Origin of the sequence: Actinoplanes sp. CA-051413 (assembly GCF_050955795.1) — a bacterium.
In the GTDB taxonomy this organism is placed as follows: Bacteria; Actinomycetota; Actinomycetes; order Mycobacteriales; family Micromonosporaceae; genus Actinoplanes.
This window is the reverse complement of record NZ_CP192100.1, coordinates 3,593,296-3,608,234: the sequence shown is the minus strand read 5'-3', so window position 1 is coordinate 3,608,234 and position 14,939 is coordinate 3,593,296. Positions and strand designations below refer to the sequence as shown.

At 71.6% G+C, this 14,939-nt stretch carries 14 protein-coding genes; 7 read left to right on the top strand and 7 right to left on the bottom strand.

Translation table 11 applies throughout. The features are described from left to right. Positions 1 to 155: 155 nt before the first annotated feature. Positions 156 to 404 (top strand): hypothetical protein, encoded by a 249-nt coding sequence (locus ACQP2Y_RS16800; protein WP_433729189.1) that lies wholly within the window; start codon positions 156 to 158, stop codon positions 402 to 404. 16 nt (positions 405 to 420) lie between these two features. Here the strand turns inward: ACQP2Y_RS16800 and ACQP2Y_RS16795 are convergent, their stop codons facing one another. After that, a complete protein-coding gene (locus tag ACQP2Y_RS16795) occupies positions 421 to 1,371 on the bottom strand; it encodes a PaaX family transcriptional regulator (RefSeq protein ID WP_433729187.1) in 951 nt (316 codons plus the stop codon). A gap of 219 nt (positions 1,372 to 1,590) precedes the next feature. Here ACQP2Y_RS16795 and ACQP2Y_RS16790 point away from each other — a divergent pair, with 219 nt between their 5' ends. Continuing rightward, entirely contained in the window at positions 1,591 to 2,934 is a 1,344-nt protein-coding gene (locus ACQP2Y_RS16790; RefSeq protein ID WP_433729185.1) for an extracellular catalytic domain type 1 short-chain-length polyhydroxyalkanoate depolymerase, read from the top strand. 32 nt (positions 2,935 to 2,966) lie between these two features. Beyond that, entirely contained in the window at positions 2,967 to 4,235 is a 1,269-nt protein-coding gene (locus tag ACQP2Y_RS16785) for a cellulose binding domain-containing protein (RefSeq protein ID WP_433729183.1), read from the top strand. 38 nt (positions 4,236 to 4,273) lie between these two features. Here the strand turns inward: ACQP2Y_RS16785 and ACQP2Y_RS16780 are convergent, their stop codons facing one another. The 4 genes from ACQP2Y_RS16780 to ACQP2Y_RS16765 all read right to left on the bottom strand — a co-directional run bounded on the left by ACQP2Y_RS16780 (position 4,274) and on the right by ACQP2Y_RS16765 (position 8,434). After that, entirely contained in the window at positions 4,274 to 5,134 is an 861-nt protein-coding gene (locus ACQP2Y_RS16780) for a carbohydrate ABC transporter permease (RefSeq protein WP_433729181.1), read from the bottom strand. Next, the gene (locus ACQP2Y_RS16775; RefSeq protein WP_433729179.1) at positions 5,131 to 6,099 is read right to left on the bottom strand and encodes a carbohydrate ABC transporter permease; all 969 of its coding nucleotides are present in this window, start codon (positions 6,097 to 6,099) and stop codon (positions 5,131 to 5,133) included. Before ACQP2Y_RS16775 ends, ACQP2Y_RS16780 begins: the two co-directional genes overlap by 4 nt. 6 nt (positions 6,100 to 6,105) lie before the next feature. After that, positions 6,106 to 7,401, bottom strand: coding sequence for an extracellular solute-binding protein (locus ACQP2Y_RS16770; protein ID WP_433729176.1), 1,296 nt, complete (start codon positions 7,399 to 7,401; stop codon positions 6,106 to 6,108). Positions 7,402 to 7,768: 367 nt separating this feature from the next. Continuing rightward, on the bottom strand, positions 7,769 to 8,434 hold the full coding sequence (locus ACQP2Y_RS16765) for a helix-turn-helix transcriptional regulator (RefSeq protein WP_433729174.1): 666 nt from the start codon (positions 8,432 to 8,434) through the stop codon (positions 7,769 to 7,771). A 101-nt stretch (positions 8,435 to 8,535) separates the two neighbouring features. Between ACQP2Y_RS16765 and folE the strand changes: the two genes are divergently transcribed. Beyond that, positions 8,536 to 9,132 (top strand): GTP cyclohydrolase I FolE, encoded by a 597-nt coding sequence (gene folE, locus ACQP2Y_RS16760; RefSeq protein WP_433729172.1) that lies wholly within the window; start codon positions 8,536 to 8,538, stop codon positions 9,130 to 9,132. Between the two features lie 25 nt (positions 9,133 to 9,157). Next, a complete protein-coding gene (locus tag ACQP2Y_RS16755) occupies positions 9,158 to 10,387 on the top strand; it encodes an NAD(P)/FAD-dependent oxidoreductase (protein WP_433729170.1) in 1,230 nt (409 codons plus the stop codon). A 51-nt stretch (positions 10,388 to 10,438) separates the two neighbouring features. On the opposite strand, the gene ACQP2Y_RS16750 is transcribed toward ACQP2Y_RS16755, so the two are convergent. Continuing rightward, positions 10,439 to 11,035 (bottom strand): TetR/AcrR family transcriptional regulator, encoded by a 597-nt coding sequence (locus ACQP2Y_RS16750; protein ID WP_433729168.1) that lies wholly within the window; start codon positions 11,033 to 11,035, stop codon positions 10,439 to 10,441. Positions 11,036 to 11,159: 124 nt separating this feature from the next. On the opposite strand from ACQP2Y_RS16750, the gene ACQP2Y_RS16745 reads away from it, so the two are divergent. Together ACQP2Y_RS16745 and ACQP2Y_RS16740 are read left to right on the top strand one after the other, a co-directional pair. Continuing rightward, the gene (locus ACQP2Y_RS16745) at positions 11,160 to 11,717 is read left to right on the top strand and encodes a hypothetical protein (RefSeq protein WP_433729166.1); all 558 of its coding nucleotides are present in this window, start codon (positions 11,160 to 11,162) and stop codon (positions 11,715 to 11,717) included. A gap of 1 nt (position 11,718) precedes the next feature. Further along, positions 11,719 to 13,179 carry a dihydrolipoyl dehydrogenase family protein gene (locus tag ACQP2Y_RS16740; protein WP_433729164.1) on the top strand — a complete coding sequence of 487 codons (1,461 nt, stop codon included), beginning with the start codon at positions 11,719 to 11,721 and terminating at the stop codon, positions 13,177 to 13,179. Here the strand turns inward: ACQP2Y_RS16740 and ACQP2Y_RS16735 are convergent. Continuing rightward, a complete protein-coding gene (locus ACQP2Y_RS16735) occupies positions 13,158 to 14,840 on the bottom strand; it encodes a serine/threonine protein kinase (RefSeq protein WP_433729162.1) in 1,683 nt (560 codons plus the stop codon). The two genes, ACQP2Y_RS16740 and ACQP2Y_RS16735, sit on opposite strands and share 22 nt — an antisense overlap. Positions 14,841 to 14,939 lie beyond the last annotated feature (99 nt).

Genomic DNA, 14,939 nt, shown 5'->3' with positions numbered 1-14,939 from the left:
ACCGCGATCATCGACCTGGTCGTCGCGTCGGCCGCCGCGATCCCGGACGCGTTGCGGGAGTCCGTCCCCTGACCGGATCGGTTCTTCGCCGGCTTTTCGGGCCCGGCTGATCTCCTGGTGGCAGTCCCACCACCGACCAGTCAGGAGTCAGGCACATGCGCATCAGAACAGTGATCGGACTGACCGTCGCGGGCGGCGCCGCAGTCGTCGCGGCGGGATTGGGCGGTTCCGCCCTGGCCGCGGAACCCGTCGAGTCCGCCGTGCCGGCCGTGGCCGAGGTGAGCCCGGCCGCACCCCGGGGAGACGGCGCCGCCGGTGTGGCAGCGCAGGACGACTGCCCGTGGAAGGGCGGCGAGAGCGGCGCACCGGCCGACACCGGACCGGCCGGCACCGAGACGCTCTGATCAACGCGTCTGAGCATCACGCCGGCAGGCCGGCAGCCAGTTCGGCGACGGTGTGGGCGCCGATGCCGCTGAGCGGTTCGCCGGTGCAGGCCGCGGCAACCGCCCGTACGTGATCCTGGGCGTTGGGCGCGAGCCCGTCGTAGATGGCGACGAACAGGTCGCGGGCGGGCTCGCGCAGCCATCCCGGCGGGAGCAGCCGGCTGGGCAGCCCAGGATCGAGGATGGGCAGCCGCCGATAGGTGTCCATGATCTCGGTACGGGCCCGGACCGCCTCGGGCCCGCTGATCCGCCCGGCCTGCTGGCGGGGCAGCACCGGCCGCCACGTCGCGATGAAGGATTCGTACTGGCCGGCGATGGCCGCGGTGTCCCACGCGTCGAGGGGTGAGCGGCCGGCGCTCGCCGCCAGGTCGAGGTGCCGGCCCCGGAAGACGGTCATGGTGGCGCCGAACGCGACGAGCTGTTCGCGGGCCTTCCCGGTGAACCGGCGCGGGGAGACCCAGAGTCCGTCGTACAGCGGGGCGAAGCCCATCCAGCGCAGCTGCGTGCGGAGCCCGCGCCGCTGTGCCGCCTGGTCGCGCGGCAGCGAGAAGGCGAGCACCGTCCAGCGCTCGTCCCACGGTTCGGCCACGACGGGCGAGACGATCGCGCTGCCCCCGATGGACAGGAAGCCGGCCGCGGCCGCGGTGAGCCGGTAGGAGCTGCGCCGCCCCTGCCGGCTGCCTTCCAGCACGCCGCGCCGGGCCAGCCGGCTGATCGCGGTCCGGGCCCCGGCCTGGCTGACGCCGGCCTCGGCCAGCAGGGCGACGATGGCCGCCGACGGGAGCCAGGCCCGGTTGCGCAGGGTGTAGTCGGCCAGCAGGGTCACCGTCAGGCCCTGCGGCGAGCTGCCCGCCTGCCGGCGGGGCAGCCGCACCGCCTCCGCGGCGTCATCCGGAAAGATCTCCTCGATGTCGTACGGACTTGTCACGCGCCGACTGTAACGGCATCCGGTGACATCGCTCGATTGACCACTGTCGATTGACAGTTTGCGGTCCTGCGTGCACGCTAACTGCCATACGACGGGGTTCGCGCCGGGCCGCGCGCCAGATGCCGTGACACAGGGCAGTCACGCGTACGTCTCCGACGATGTGGTGCGCCGTGATGATCCGGCGTGCACCGGTTCTGCCTTCCCCAGGAGTGACAAGGCATGAAGATCAGACGTCATCTTTTGCTGGCCGTCGCCACCGCGCTGGCCCTCATCGGGCTCGCCGTCCCGGCCGCCCGGCCCGCGTACGCGGCCTCGCTGACCGAGGTGACCAGCTTCGGCAGCAACCCGGGCGGGATGCGCATGCACATCTACGTCCCGGACGCGCGCCCGGCCAACCCGGCGGTCGTGGTGGCCATGCACGGCTGCGGCGGCTCCGGTCCCGGCTTCTACTCCGGCAGCGAGTTCGCCTCGCTGGCCGACCGGTACGGGTTCATCGTGATCTACCCCTCCGCGATGCAGGAGGCCGGCTTCGGCAAGTGCTTCGACACCTGGTCGGCGGCGGCCAAGCAGCGCAATGGCGGCAGCGACCCGGTCTCGATCGCGTCCATGGTGGCCTACGCCGGCCGGCAGTACGGCGGCGACCAGAACCGGGTGTACGCCACCGGCAGCTCGTCCGGCGGCATGATGACCCAGCACATGCTCGCCCTCTACCCCGACCTGTTCAAGGCCGGCGCGGCGTTCATGGGCGTTCCGTTCAACTGCTTCGCCAACGCGGCCGACTATCCGCCCGGCGGCCAGTGCACGGGCGGCAGCATGAACCGCACGCCGCAGCAGTGGGGTGACGCTGTCCGGCAGGCCTCACCCGGCTACTCCGGCGCTCGTCCGAGGGTGCAGCTCTGGCACGGCACCAACGACACGCTGGTGCCGTACTCGCTGCTCCAGGAGTCGATCGAGCAGTGGACCAACGTGTTCGGGCTCAGCCAGACACCGTCGTCCAGCGACACCCCGCAGGCCAACTGGAACCGCCGCCGCTACGCCGACGCCACGGGCACGGTGCAGGTCGAGGCGTACAGCATCCAGGGTGCCGGGCACAGCCTGCCCAGCGCTGGAATGGCCGCCGCCGCCATCGCCTTCTTCGGCCTCACCACGCCACCGTCGACCCCGCCCTCGACGCCACCGTCCACCCCGCCGTCAACGCCACCGTCGACGCCGCCCTCGACCCCGCCGTCGACGCCGCCCGCGACCGGGGCGTGCCGGGTCACCGACACGATCAGCGCCTGGAACACCGGCCTGACCGCGAACATCACCATCTCCAACACCGGCGCCACCGCCGTCAACGGCTGGTCGCTGGTCTTCACCCTGCCCGGCGGCCAGAGCATCACCTCCGGGTGGAACGCCACCTACTCCCCCGCCACCGGCCAGGTGACAGCCCGCAACGTCGGCCACAACGCCGCCATCGCCCCCGGCGGCTCGGTCACCGTCGGGTTCCAGGCCACCCACACCGGCAACACCGGTCGGCCCCCCTCGTTCAGCCTCAACGGCGCGCCCTGCACCGTCGCGTGAGCCGTCCGAACGCACCAGTCAGGAGGAAACCAATGACAGTGAGACCATGGCGCCGGCTCCTCGCCGCGGCCGCCACCGCCGGGACGATCCTGGTCGCCGCGGGAGTCGTGGGGCTGACCGGGGGCACCGCCTCGGCGGCCACCGCGGGCTGCGGCAAGACCCCGACCCTGCGCGACGGCACCTACACGATCCAGAGCGGCGGCCAGAACCGCTCGTACATCCTGCGGCTGCCGGGCAACTACAGCAACAGCCGGGCGTACCGGCTCGTCGTCGGGCTGCACTGGCTCAACGGCAGCGCCAACGACGTCGTCGGCAACGGCTTCTACGGCCTGCAGCAGCGCGCCGAGAACAGCGCCATCTTCGTGGCGCCCCAGGGTCTCGACGCGGGCTGGGCCAACACCGGCGGGCGGGACGTCACCCTGGTCGACGACATCCTGCGGGTGGTCGAGAACGACCTCTGCGTCGACCCGGCGCAGCGGTTCGCGCTGGGCTTCAGCTACGGCGGCGCGATGAGCTACGCCCTGGCCTGCGCCCGGCCCACCGTGTTCCGGGCGGTCGCCCCGATCGCCGGCGCCCAGCTCAGCGGCTGCTCCGGGGGTACGCAGCCGGTCGCCTACTTCGGGATCCACGGCATCCGCGACAGCGTTCTGAACATCTCCCAGGGCCGGGCGATCCGGGACACCTTCGTGCGTAACAACGGCTGCACGGCCCAGAACCCGCCCGAGCCGGCGCAGGGCAGCGGAACGCACATCACCACCGCGTACGCGGGCTGCCGGGCCGGTTATCCGGTCCAGTGGGCCGCGCACGACGGTGACCACGTCCCGCTGCCGACCGACCGCAACGCCTCGACGTCCTGGGTCTCGGCCGAGGTGTGGCGGTTCTTCACCCAGTTCGGCGACACCACCCCGCCGTCGAGCCCGACGCCCGGGCCCTCGACGCCCGGACCCACGACGCCCGGACCGACCACCCCGGCGCCCGAGACCGGCGCCTGCCGGGCCACCGCCACCGTCAACGCCTGGAACAACGGGCTGACGAGCAACATCACCGTCACGAACACCGGCAGTGCCGCCATCAACGGCTGGGCCCTGGCCTTCACCCTGCCGGCGGGTCAGAGCATCACCGGCGGCTGGAGCGCCACCTACTCGCCCACGTCCGGACGGGTCACGGCGACCAACGTCAGCTACAACGCGAGCCTGGCCCCCGGAGCGTCGGTCAGCTTCGGGTTCCAGGCCACCCACACCGGCAACAGCGGAGCCCCGAGCACGTACGCGCTCAACGGCTCCGCCTGCACCACCGCCTGAGGAGGAGCTGAGGTCCAGGGCGACCTGGACCTCAGTCCCTACTTACCGATCCCGCTCGTCAGGCCGCTGATGAGCTGCCGTTCGGCGAACGCGTAACACACCAGCGACGGCAGCATCGCCAGCGTGACGTAGGCGAGGATCCGCGCGGTGTCCGCCGAGTACTGCGACTGGAACTGCTGGACGCCCAGCGGCAGCGTCCACCACCGCGAGTCGTTGAAGACGATCAGCGGGAGCAGGAAGTTGTTCCAGCTGCCGACCACGGCGAGCACCGAGACGGTGCCCAGGGCGGGCCGGGACATCGGCAGCAGGATGCGCCAGAAGAACCGGAACGGGCCGCAGCCGTCGAGCACCGCGGACTCCTCGACCTCGGCCGGGATCGTGCGGAAGAAACTGCGCAGGATGACGATGGTGATCGGCAGGCCGAAAGCCGCCTGCGGCAGGATCACCCCGAGCGGGTTGTTCAGCAGGTTCAGCTCGCGCAGCAGGACGAACAACGGCAGGATCGCCACGGCGAACGGGAACATCAACCCGATCGCGAAGAGCATGAACAGCAGCTCCCGGCCCGGGAAGGCATAGCGGGCAAAGATGTACGCGGCCATCGCGCCGACCAGCACCACCAGCACCGTGCTGGCGATGGCCACGCTCAGGCTGTTGGTCGCCTGCAACCAGAAGGCTCCCGAGCCGAGGGTGTCGAGGTAGTTGCCGGGCACCCACGGATCGGGCAGCCCGAACGGGTTGGCGAACAGCTGGCCGTTGTCCTTGAAGCCACCGAGGATGCCGAAGACGATCGGCACCACCACGACGGCGCCCACGAGAATGCTGACGACGTGCAGCGCGCCCGCCCGCGCGACGCGGCGTGGGTTGCGGGGCCTTCGCCCGGTGGCGACGGTCGTGCTCATCGCTGATCTCCGATCGTGGTGATCGCGCCCTCGAGGTCCCGGCGCAGGACAAAACGCTGGTACAGCAGGCCGAAGGTGAGGCTGATCAGGAAGATCGCCATGCTGATGGCGCTGGCGTAGCCGACGTGGAACCGCTTGAACCCCTCCTGGAACATCGTCACGGCGAGGGTCTCCGAGGACCGGATCGGGCCGCCGCCGGTGAGCACCCAGACCATGTCGAACAGCTGGATGGTGCCGAGGATCGACAGGAACACGCTGATCCGGATGGTCGGTCCCAGCAGCGGCAGGGTGATGCGCCGGAACGCCTGCCACGGCCCGGCCCCGTCGATGGCCGCGGCGTCGTGCAGCTCCTGCGGGATGCCCTGGCGGCCGGCCAGGTAGAGGATCGTGTGGAAGCCGAAGTACTTCCACGAGATCACCAGGAACAGCGAGTACATCACGGTGTCGGGGTCGGCCAGCCAGGTGGCGCCCAGGTCACCCAGCCCGATCAGCCGGGTGACGTGGTTGGCCAGGCCCTGATTGGGCGAGAAGATCATCGTGAACAGGACCGCGGTGACCACCTCGGACAACACGTACGGGGTGAAGAACAGCATCCGGTAGGCGCGCCGGCCCCGCAGCGGCTGGTTGAGCAGCAAGGCCAGGGCCAGCGAGACCGGGAGCTGGATCGCCAGCGAGAGCACCACCAGCAGCAACGCCCGGCGCAGGTCGCCCGCGAAGATCTCGTCGGTCAGCAGCCGGTGGAAGTTCTCCAGCCCGACGAACGCGGTCGGTGCGCCGAAGCCGTTCCAGTCGAAGAAACTGCCGTACGCGGCGATGACGATCGGGGTGAGCACGAGCACGGCGAACAGCACCAGGGCGGGGCTCAGGAACGCCACCACGGTGAGCCAGGGTCGCCGCCGGCGCGGGGTGGGCCCGGCCGGCGGCTGCGGCGGAGCCGGCGCGGGCCGGCGTTCGTCGGTGAGCACCGCCGCTCAGCCCTGTTTCGCCGCAGTGGTGACGGCCTTGACCAGCTGTTCCGGCGACGACTTGCCGGCCAGCAGCTCGGCCACGCTGTCGTTGACCTGCTGGCCCACGGCCGGGGCGTAAGCCTGATCCAGGTACAGCTGGAAGCCGGTCGCCCGGTTCATCGTGTCGGCCACCAGCTTGAGGTTGGGATCGGTGACGGCGTCCGAGGCCGCCTTGACGACCGGCAGCACGCCGGCCGTCTTGGCCTCGATGCGGGCGTTCTCGGGCTGGGCGATGAACTTCAGGAACTCCACCGCTTCCGGCGGTGCGTCCTTGCCGACGGCGAAGCCGCCACCGCCGCCGAACGCGTCGGTGACCTTGCCCTTGCCGCCGTCGACCGCCGGGAACTCGAAGAATCCGAGCCGCTCGCCGAGGCCCTTCTTGCCGGCCGAGTTGTCGCGCTGGACGACCGGCGCCCACTGGCCCATGAGCTCCATGGCCGCCTTGCCGTTGCCCACCGTCGCGGCCTGTCCGTCCGCGGTGGAGTAGCCCGCGGCCAGGTAGCCGGTCTGGAACGGTTGCAGCGCGACGAGTTCGGCCAGGCGGGTGCCCGCCGTGACGAAGTCGGGCTTGGCGAAGTCCTTGTCCACGGCCGCCTGCCGCAGCGCGTCCAGGCCGCCGATCCGCAGGGCCAGGTAGGCCCAGTAGTAGTGGCCGGGCCACTTCTCCTTACCGGCCAGCGCGATCGGCGTGATGGACGTGGCCTTGAGCTTGCGGACCGCCTCCAGGTACTCCGCCCAGGTGGCCGGCGCCTTGCTCACCCCGGCCCGCTCGAAGAGCTCCTTGTTGTACCAGAAGCCGACCATGCCGGTGTCGACCGCGGACGCGTACGTCTTGCCCTCGATCGTGTACGCGTCGAGCGCGGTCGGGATCAGCGTGTCCTTCCACTGGCCGACGTCCCCGGAGAGGTCCTTGACCATGCCCGCGTCGGCCTGCTGGGCCAGCACGCCGCCACCCCAGGTGTGGAAGATGTCCGGCGGGTCGCCGGCCTGCACGACGGTGGTGAGCTTGGTCTTGAAGGCCTCGTTCTCCAGCGGCGTGATCTCGAACTTGACGCCGGGGTGCGTGGCCTCGAACTGGCGGGCCATCTTGGCCCACTCCGACAGCATCGGATCGGCGTTGGCGATGTGCCACCACCGGATCTTCTTGCCCGAGCCCGACCCGCCCTCATCGTCGCTGCACCCGGCCAGGACGGCGCCGGCCGAGGCCGCGGCAGCCAGTCCGAGTACCGATCTGCGGCTGAACCGCACCGAATCTCTCACGGTCAACTCCCCCTTCGGCGCCGTTCCCGGCGCACGGTGGACCGGCGGCCGGGTCCCCCAGCCGCGAAACTTTCATACATTGATCGATATAAATCGGAAACTAATTCGGCACGTTACGAGGTCATATCCAGCCGGTCAAGACCAATCCCGGACCGGGTTCGCGCGTAGCGGCCGACGCTTCTCCGAAACCTTCCGGCCCCAACAACCGGCGTGTTGTCGAAACTTCCAGACCTCGGCTGACCTGCTGTTCCGCGGCCGCGCCGGCCGCCCGGATATGGTGAGCCACCGCGTGGGAATAGTGTGATTCCCCGGTTCTGAATAACTGTTACGCCAACCTGGGTGCCGAAGTCGCACGGAAAGGCGGCACTCAGCGGTAAGCGGATCGATCGGGATCGGTGCGCGCGGGATCGGACGGCGGAGCCGGCAGTTCGACGCAGCAGGCGCCGGGACGCGGGGCCAGGCGTGGCTCGGCGACCTCGTCCAGACCGGCGAGTATCCCGGTGATGAAGCGCAGGTTGAGATCGCAGATCAGCGCGGTGTGCCGGGAGGCCAGCGCGTGGAACGGGCAGTTGTGCAACCGCATGACCCCCGCCTGGAGGTGGGGCTCGAAGCCCAGCCCGCCGAGCGCGTCGGAGATGCTCGCTCCGCGCAGTTGCGCGCCCAGCTCACGCCCGCGCCCGTACGCGACCTCGGCCGGGCTCCGGTCGCCGCTCGCGGCCTCGGCCAGGATGTCGGCGATCAGTTCGTACTGCCGCTGCGGGATCGTCACGGCCAGGCCGTCACCGACGGGTTCGTACACCTTCGGGGCCCGACCGCGACCGCGGGGCTGACCGGCCGGGGCCTCGTACCGCGCGGTGAGCAGGCCGGCGTCCACGAGCTTGTCGAGATGGAACGCCGCCAGGCTGCGCGACATGACGGTGGCCTCCGCTGCCTCTTCCCGCCCGACCGGGTGGTCCTGTCGGCGGACGTAGTCGTACAGCGCGCGGCGAGAAACGTCGACCAGGGTTGCCACGGCGGTCCAGCGGTCGGTCACCACGCCAGATTATCACCAGCCGCCGCTATTGAAATTGCCCGGCGGGCGGTCCAGGATGGCATTAACGCCAACCGACGCTAGTGAAAATCTGAGGATCTCCGATGACCGTCACCGCAGAACGGATCACCCCTCGCCGGACCGCGGGCAACTCCACCGAGGCCGCTCGGGCGGCCGCGGAGTTCCTGACCGCTCTGGGCCTGGACCTGAGCGCCCCGGGGCTGGCGCAGACACCGGCGCGGATGGCCCGCGCCTATGCCGAGCTGCTCACCCCGCGCGCCTTCGAGCTCACCACCTTCGACAACGACGAGGGCTACGACGAGCTGGTCCTGGCCCGCTCGATCCCGATCAGATCGGTGTGCGAGCACCACCTGCTGCCGTTCATCGGGGTGGCCCACGTCGGATACCTGCCCGGCGACCGCATCCTCGGGCTGTCGAAGCTGGCCCGCGTGGTGGAGCTCTTCGCCCACGGCGCCCAGGTGCAGGAACGGCTCACCAAGCAGGTCGCCGACTGGCTGCACCACCACCTGCAGGCCCGGGGCGTCGGCGTGGTGATCGAGGCCGAGCACCTCTGCATGAGCCTGCGCGGCGTCCAGGCCACCGGCGCCCGCACCGTCACGTCCACTTTGCTGGGCACGCTGCGCGACGACGGCCGGTCCCGCGCCGAGTTCTTCGCCCTGGCCGGCCTCGGCACCCACTGAACCACCGGACCCGGAAGGAGCAACCATGGCCGACCGTACCTTCGTCATCGTCGGCGCCGGACTCGCCGGCGCCACCGCGGCCGAGACCCTGCGCACCGAGGGATTCACCGGCCGGGTCGTCCTACTCGGCAGCGAACCGGAGCGTCCCTACGAACGGCCCCCGCTGTCCAAGGGCCTGCTGCTCGGCACCACGGAACGCGACGACGTCCACGTGCACGACGCGAGCTGGTACCCGGAGCACGACGTGGAACTGCGTACCGGCTGCACCGTGACCGCGATCGACCGGACCACCCGGCGGGTACGGCTGGCCGGCGACGAGGAGCTGGGCTACGACAAACTGCTGCTGGCCACCGGCGCCGTGCCACGAGGGCTGCCCGTGCCCGGCACAGAGCTCGACGGCGTGCTGCGCCTGCGTACCCTGGCCGACTCGGCCCGGATCGCCGCGACCGTGGCCGAGGGCACCCGGCTGGTCGTGATCGGCGCCGGCTGGATCGGCCTGGAGGTGGCCGCCGCCGCCCGCGCGCGCGGCGCCGCCGTCACCGTCGTGGAGACCGCCGCCCTGCCGTTGCAACGCGTTCTGGGTGACCGGCTCGCCGCTGTCTTCGCCGAGCTGCACCGCCGGCACGGCGTCGTCTTCCATTTCGGCGCCCGCACCCGTGAGCTGCGCGGCACCGGTCGAGTGTCCCAGGTGGTCCTCGACGACGGCACCGTTCTCGACGCCGACGTCGTGCTGATCGCCGTCGGTGCCGCCCCGGAGACCGGGCTGGCCGAGCGGGCGGGTCTGCGGGTCGGCAACGGCATCCTGGTCGACCGGCGGCTGCGTACCGATGACCCGGACATCTTCGCCGCCGGCGATGTGGCGTCCGTCGCGCATCCGTTGCTCGGCGCCCGGGTCCGGGTGGAGCACTGGTCCAACGCCCGGGATTCCGGGCCGGCGGCCGCCCGGGCCATGCTGGGCCAGGACGTCAGCTACGACCGCATCCCCTACTTCTTCACCGATCAGTACGACCTGGGCATGGAGTACGCCGGGTGGATCCCGCCCGGGACGAGCACCGAGCTGGTCATCCGCGGCGACCTCGACCGGCACGAGTTCGTGGCGTTCTGGACGATCGGTGACCGCGTCGCCGCGGGCATGAACGTCAACGTCTGGGACGTCAACGACGCGATCCAGGACCTGGTCCGGGCCGGGCTGGCCGGCGCCACCGTGGACCGGGCCGCCCTGGCCGACCCCGCCGTGCCGCTCCCGGCCGGGTGATCAGGAGGCCCGGCTGATCAGGAGGCCCCGCTGATCAGGAGGGCCGGCTGATCAGGAGGGCCGGCGTGCGGCGTGGGTCTCGACGAGTCCGTCGACGCCGCGCAGGAAGGTCTCGCAGATCAGGACCGGGTCGAAGAGGCAGCCGGCCGCCATGGCGCCGTCGCGGAGCATGACGAAGTGCTGCGCGGCCGGCTCGGCCGAATCCTGCTGGATGCGCGCCATCAGGGTGTTGATCGTGTCGAGGAACCATTCCCGGTGGGCGAGGACCGTCCGGTGCACCGGATGCCCGGGATCGGGATACTCCGCGACGGCGTTCAGGAAAGCGCAGCCGCGAAAGCCCGGGGACCGGATGCCCTCGGCGATCGACGCCGCGACGGCCCGGACGGCGTCCGCCGCCGGCAGGCCGGCGGTCAGCACCGCTTCCACCTGGCCGCGGATGGCCTGGTCGGCCCCCTGCAGGTAGGCGACGACAAGGTCGTCCTTGCCGGGGAAGTGCCGGTAGAAGGTGGCCCGGGTCACCTGCGCCTCGGTGATGATCCGGTCGACGCCGACGGCGTGGATGCCCTCCGCGTAGAAGATCCTCCCTGCCGTGCTGAGCAGCCGCAACCGCGCCTCGGACGGCCTGCTCTCGGTTTCGGTACGCGCCATCGGCCCATCGTAGCGACAGAACGTTCGGTCTTGACAAGTCGGCGGGCCGCCGCCCATCATCAGCGCAGACAGAACGTTCGTTCTCTACGGGCCCGTCCCGGCCGGAAGCTCCGAAAGGACCACCATGACCACCCTTGCCGCCCCCGGCATCTCCACGACGGCAGCCGCCCTGCGGCGGCTGTACTTCGTCCGCTTCGCGTTCGCCGTGGTCTGGGCCCTCGTGATGTTCACGACCGCCGACCATCTCGGTCCCCTCGCGGTCACGCTGCTGGTGCTCTACCCGCTGTTCGACGTGGCCGCCGCGGTCGTCGACCTGCGCGCCTCGCGCGCCACCGGTTCGCCCCACCTGCTGTTCGTCAACATCGCGGTCAGCCTGCTCACCGCGATCGGCCTGGCCGTCGCCGCCACCTCCGGCATTCCGGCGGTCCTGCGCGTGTGGGGTGCCTGGGCGGTCGTGGCCGGGCTGGTCCAGCTGGTCGTGGGGGTCACCCGCCGCCGGATGGGCGGCCAGTGGCCGATGATCATCAGCGGCGGCATCTCCGTCCTGGCCGGTGGGGCGTTCATCACCGGCGCCTCCGCGGACAACCCGACGCTGACCAACGCGATCGGCTACGCCATCCCCGGCGCCGTCTTCTTCCTCATCTCGGCCATCCGGCTCGGCCGCGCGGCGAAGGGCAACTGACATGACCGACATGACGTACGACGTCATCGTCATCGGGGCCGGACCGGTCGGTGAGAACGTGGCCGACCGGGTCGTGCGGGGCGGCCTGACCGCGGCCGTCGTGGAGCGGGAACTGGTCGGCGGTGAGTGCTCCTACTGGGCGTGCATGCCGACGAAGGCGTTGCTGCGCAGCGCGGCCGCGCTCCGGGCGGCCCGGCAGGTGCCCGGCGCCCGCGAGGCGGTGACCGGCGGGCTGGACGTGGCCGCCGTGCTGCGCCGGCGGGACTCCTTCGCCTCGAACTGGGCGGACGACGGACAGGTGTCGTGGCTCGGCTCGGCCGGCATAGCGTTGCACCGCGGCCAGGGCCGGATCAGCTCCGAGCGGATCGTCGAGGTGACCGGGCCGGACGGTGCCACGACGACGCTCACCGCCCGGCACGCGGTTGTCGTCGCGACCGGCAGCAGCGCCCTGGTCCCGGACATCGCCGGTCTGCGGGAGGCTGCACCCTGGACGAGCCGGGAGGCCGCCGCGGCGAAGGCGGTTCCGGCTCGGCTCGCCGTCATCGGCGGTGGCGTGGTGGCGTCGGAGATGGCGACCGCCTTCGCGAGCCTCGGCTCCGCTGTGACGGTGCTGGCCCGCGACGGTGTGCTGCCGCAGGCCGAGCCGTTCGCCGGTGAGCTCGTCACGACGTCGTTGCGGGACGCCGGCGTATCGGTCCGGCCCGGCGCCGAGGCCGCGTCGGTGACCCGCGACAGCAACGGCACGGTACGGCTGACGCTCACCGACGGCGAGCAGGTCGAGGCCGACGAGCTGCTGGTCGCGGTCGGCCGTACGCCGAACACGCTCGACATCGGACTCGACCGGATCGGCCTCAAGCCCGGCGCCTGGCTCACGGTCGACGACACGTTGCGGGTCCTCGGCGCGGACGGGACACCGGCCGGCGACGGCTGGCTGTACGCCGCCGGTGACGTCAACCACCGCGCGCTGCTGACCCACCAGGGCAAGTACCAGGCGCGCGCCGCGGGCGACGTCATCGTGGCGCGCGCGAAGGGCGAACCGGTCCAGGACGGTCCGTGGGGACGGCACGTGGCCACGGCCGACGAGCGTGCGGTGCCGCAGGTGGTCTTCACCGACCCCGAGGTCGCGTCGGTGGGGCTGACCGCTGCCGCCGCCGAAGCCGCCGGACTCCGGATCCGCGTCGTCGACTACGACCTGGCCGCGGTCGCCGGCTCCGCCCTGCACGCCGACGGATACACCGGGCACGCCCGGCTGGTCGTCGACGAGGACCGGCAGGTGATCGCCGGCTGCACGCTCGCCGGCCCGGACGTCGCCGAGCTGCTGCACGCCGCGACGATCGCAGTCGTCGGCGAGGTCCCGCTGGACCGGCTGTGGCACGCCGTTCCCGCGTACCCGACGGTCAGTGAGGTCTGGTTGCGCCTGCTGGAGGCGTACGGCCGGAGCTACCAGGCGACGACGCCCTGAGTGCTCGGCTGGATGGTGCCGAGCTTCAGCGACTTCATGGTGAGGAGGCTGCGGCTTTGATCGGGGAAGTTCTCCTGGGTCATCACCACGCCCCGCTTCGACGAGGTGAGACTGCCGCGCAGCGTGTTGCCGGTCGGGCAGTTCGAGTCGTCCCGGTCGCAGGCCTCCCACTTGATGCCCTGGAACGCCCCGGTGCCCGGGCGGAGCAGGATGGCGGCGGACTCCCCCGGCTCGTCGACGGCGGCGGTCGGCAGCTGCACCCGTTCGTCGGCGGCGTTGTAGAGGCTGACGAACACGCGGCCGTCGACCCGGCACGCGGTATCGGAGTTGTTGGCGAGCGTGACGAGCCCGCGCTGGGGCCCCACCACGGTCGGGTCGTCGCTCTGCGCGGTGATCGCGATCTCCAGGTCACCGTCGCTGCACCGGCCGGCCTGCGGCGTCTTGCGCAGGGTCGGCGCCGCCTGCGGTTCGTCGGTGGGGTCGCCTTCGGCGCGGCGAGAGGTCGGATCGGTGGCCGGCGCCGGGCCCGTACTGGGTGAGACGTCGTTCCTGGACGGCGTGCTGTCGCTCGGCACGGGCAGTGCCCCCGCGCCCGGATCGAGAACCGACGAGGGGCCGGCCGCCGAGTCCTCCGCTGCCTGACCGGGCAGGAGCTGCCGGACCGGGCTGAAGGCGAGCGCGCCGAGGGCGACGACAGCCGCGGCCGCCAGTACGGGCGCGGTGCGCCGCCACCGCCGTACCGATGTCCCGCTGTCGCGGCCGGCGACCGGTCGGCGTCCGGCCTGCCGCGCAGCCTGGGCCGCCTGGGCCAGCGCCGGGCGGCCGGCCAGGTTGACGGTGGTCGGCGCGCCGACCGCGACCAGCTCGTCGAGCAGCTCGAACGCCGTCGGCCGCAGCTCCGGCTCCTTCTCCAGGGTCCGCGCGACCAGGTCGCGCAGCGGCGCGGGCAGACCCTCCAGGTGCGGCGGCCGGGTCAGGATCGCGCCGGCCGTCGCGGCCGCGCTGTCGCCGCCGAAGGGCGTGCGTCCGGTGCCCGCGAACGTGACGACCACGCCCCACGCGAAGACGTCCGCGGCCGGCCCGATCCGGCTCGAGTCGCTGTCGAAGCGCTCCGGCGCCATGTACGCGACCGTGCCCACCATCTGATCGGTGCCCGTGTGCTGGCTGGTCGCCTCGAAGGCGCGGGCGATGCCGAAGTCGATGACCTTCGGGGTGCCCAGCGCGAAGAGCACATTGGCCGGTTTCAGATCGCGGTGGATGACGCCGGCGCCGTGGATGGCGGCCAGTGCGGTGGCCACGCCGACCGCCACGCTGTACAGGCTGCCGCCGGTCAGCGGGCCCTGCTCGGCGACCACCTCGGCGAGGCTGGGACCGTCCACGTACTCGACGACGAGGTAGGGCGTCTCGTGGTCGGCGTCGGCGTCGAGCAGCTCGGCGGTGCAGAACGGCGGCACCTGGCGGGCCCGGTTGACCTCGCTGCGGAAGCGGGCGCGGAACTCCTCCTCGTACGCCAGCTCGGGCTTGACGACCTTGATCGCCACCAGCCGCTCGTGCCGGTCCTCGGCGAGATAAACGGTGCCCATGCCGCCCTGCCCGAGCCGGGCCAGCAGACGGTAGCCACCGAGGAACTGGGGGTCAGTGGATCGCAGCGGCGCCTTCATCGCGCTGGACGATACCCCGTGAACTCGGCCACGGCAGGTGTGGTGGTGGCCACGGATCCGCTGGTATGCCCGTTGTTTCGCGTTGCGACGACGTAGCGT

What these genes read in the sequence shown, in the direction of transcription:
- folE (WP_433729172.1), top strand. Translation starts at nt 8,536, where the DNA reads ATGACCGTCACCGCAGAACGGATCACCCCTCGCCGGACCGCGGGCAAC.
- ACQP2Y_RS16750 (WP_433729168.1), bottom strand. Translation starts at nt 11,035, where the DNA reads ATGGCGCGTACCGAAACCGAGAGCAGGCCGTCCGAGGCGCGGTTGCGG.
- ACQP2Y_RS16790 (WP_433729185.1), top strand. Translation starts at nt 1,591, where the DNA reads ATGAAGATCAGACGTCATCTTTTGCTGGCCGTCGCCACCGCGCTGGCC.
- ACQP2Y_RS16780 (WP_433729181.1), bottom strand. Translation starts at nt 5,134, where the DNA reads ATGAGCACGACCGTCGCCACCGGGCGAAGGCCCCGCAACCCACGCCGC.
- ACQP2Y_RS16755 (WP_433729170.1), top strand. Translation starts at nt 9,158, where the DNA reads ATGGCCGACCGTACCTTCGTCATCGTCGGCGCCGGACTCGCCGGCGCC.
- ACQP2Y_RS16745 (WP_433729166.1), top strand. Translation starts at nt 11,160, where the DNA reads ATGACCACCCTTGCCGCCCCCGGCATCTCCACGACGGCAGCCGCCCTG.
- ACQP2Y_RS16740 (WP_433729164.1), top strand. Translation starts at nt 11,719, where the DNA reads ATGACCGACATGACGTACGACGTCATCGTCATCGGGGCCGGACCGGTC.
- ACQP2Y_RS16735 (WP_433729162.1), bottom strand. Translation starts at nt 14,840, where the DNA reads ATGAAGGCGCCGCTGCGATCCACTGACCCCCAGTTCCTCGGTGGCTAC.
- ACQP2Y_RS16800 (WP_433729189.1), top strand. Translation starts at nt 156, where the DNA reads ATGCGCATCAGAACAGTGATCGGACTGACCGTCGCGGGCGGCGCCGCA.
- ACQP2Y_RS16785 (WP_433729183.1), top strand. Translation starts at nt 2,967, where the DNA reads ATGACAGTGAGACCATGGCGCCGGCTCCTCGCCGCGGCCGCCACCGCC.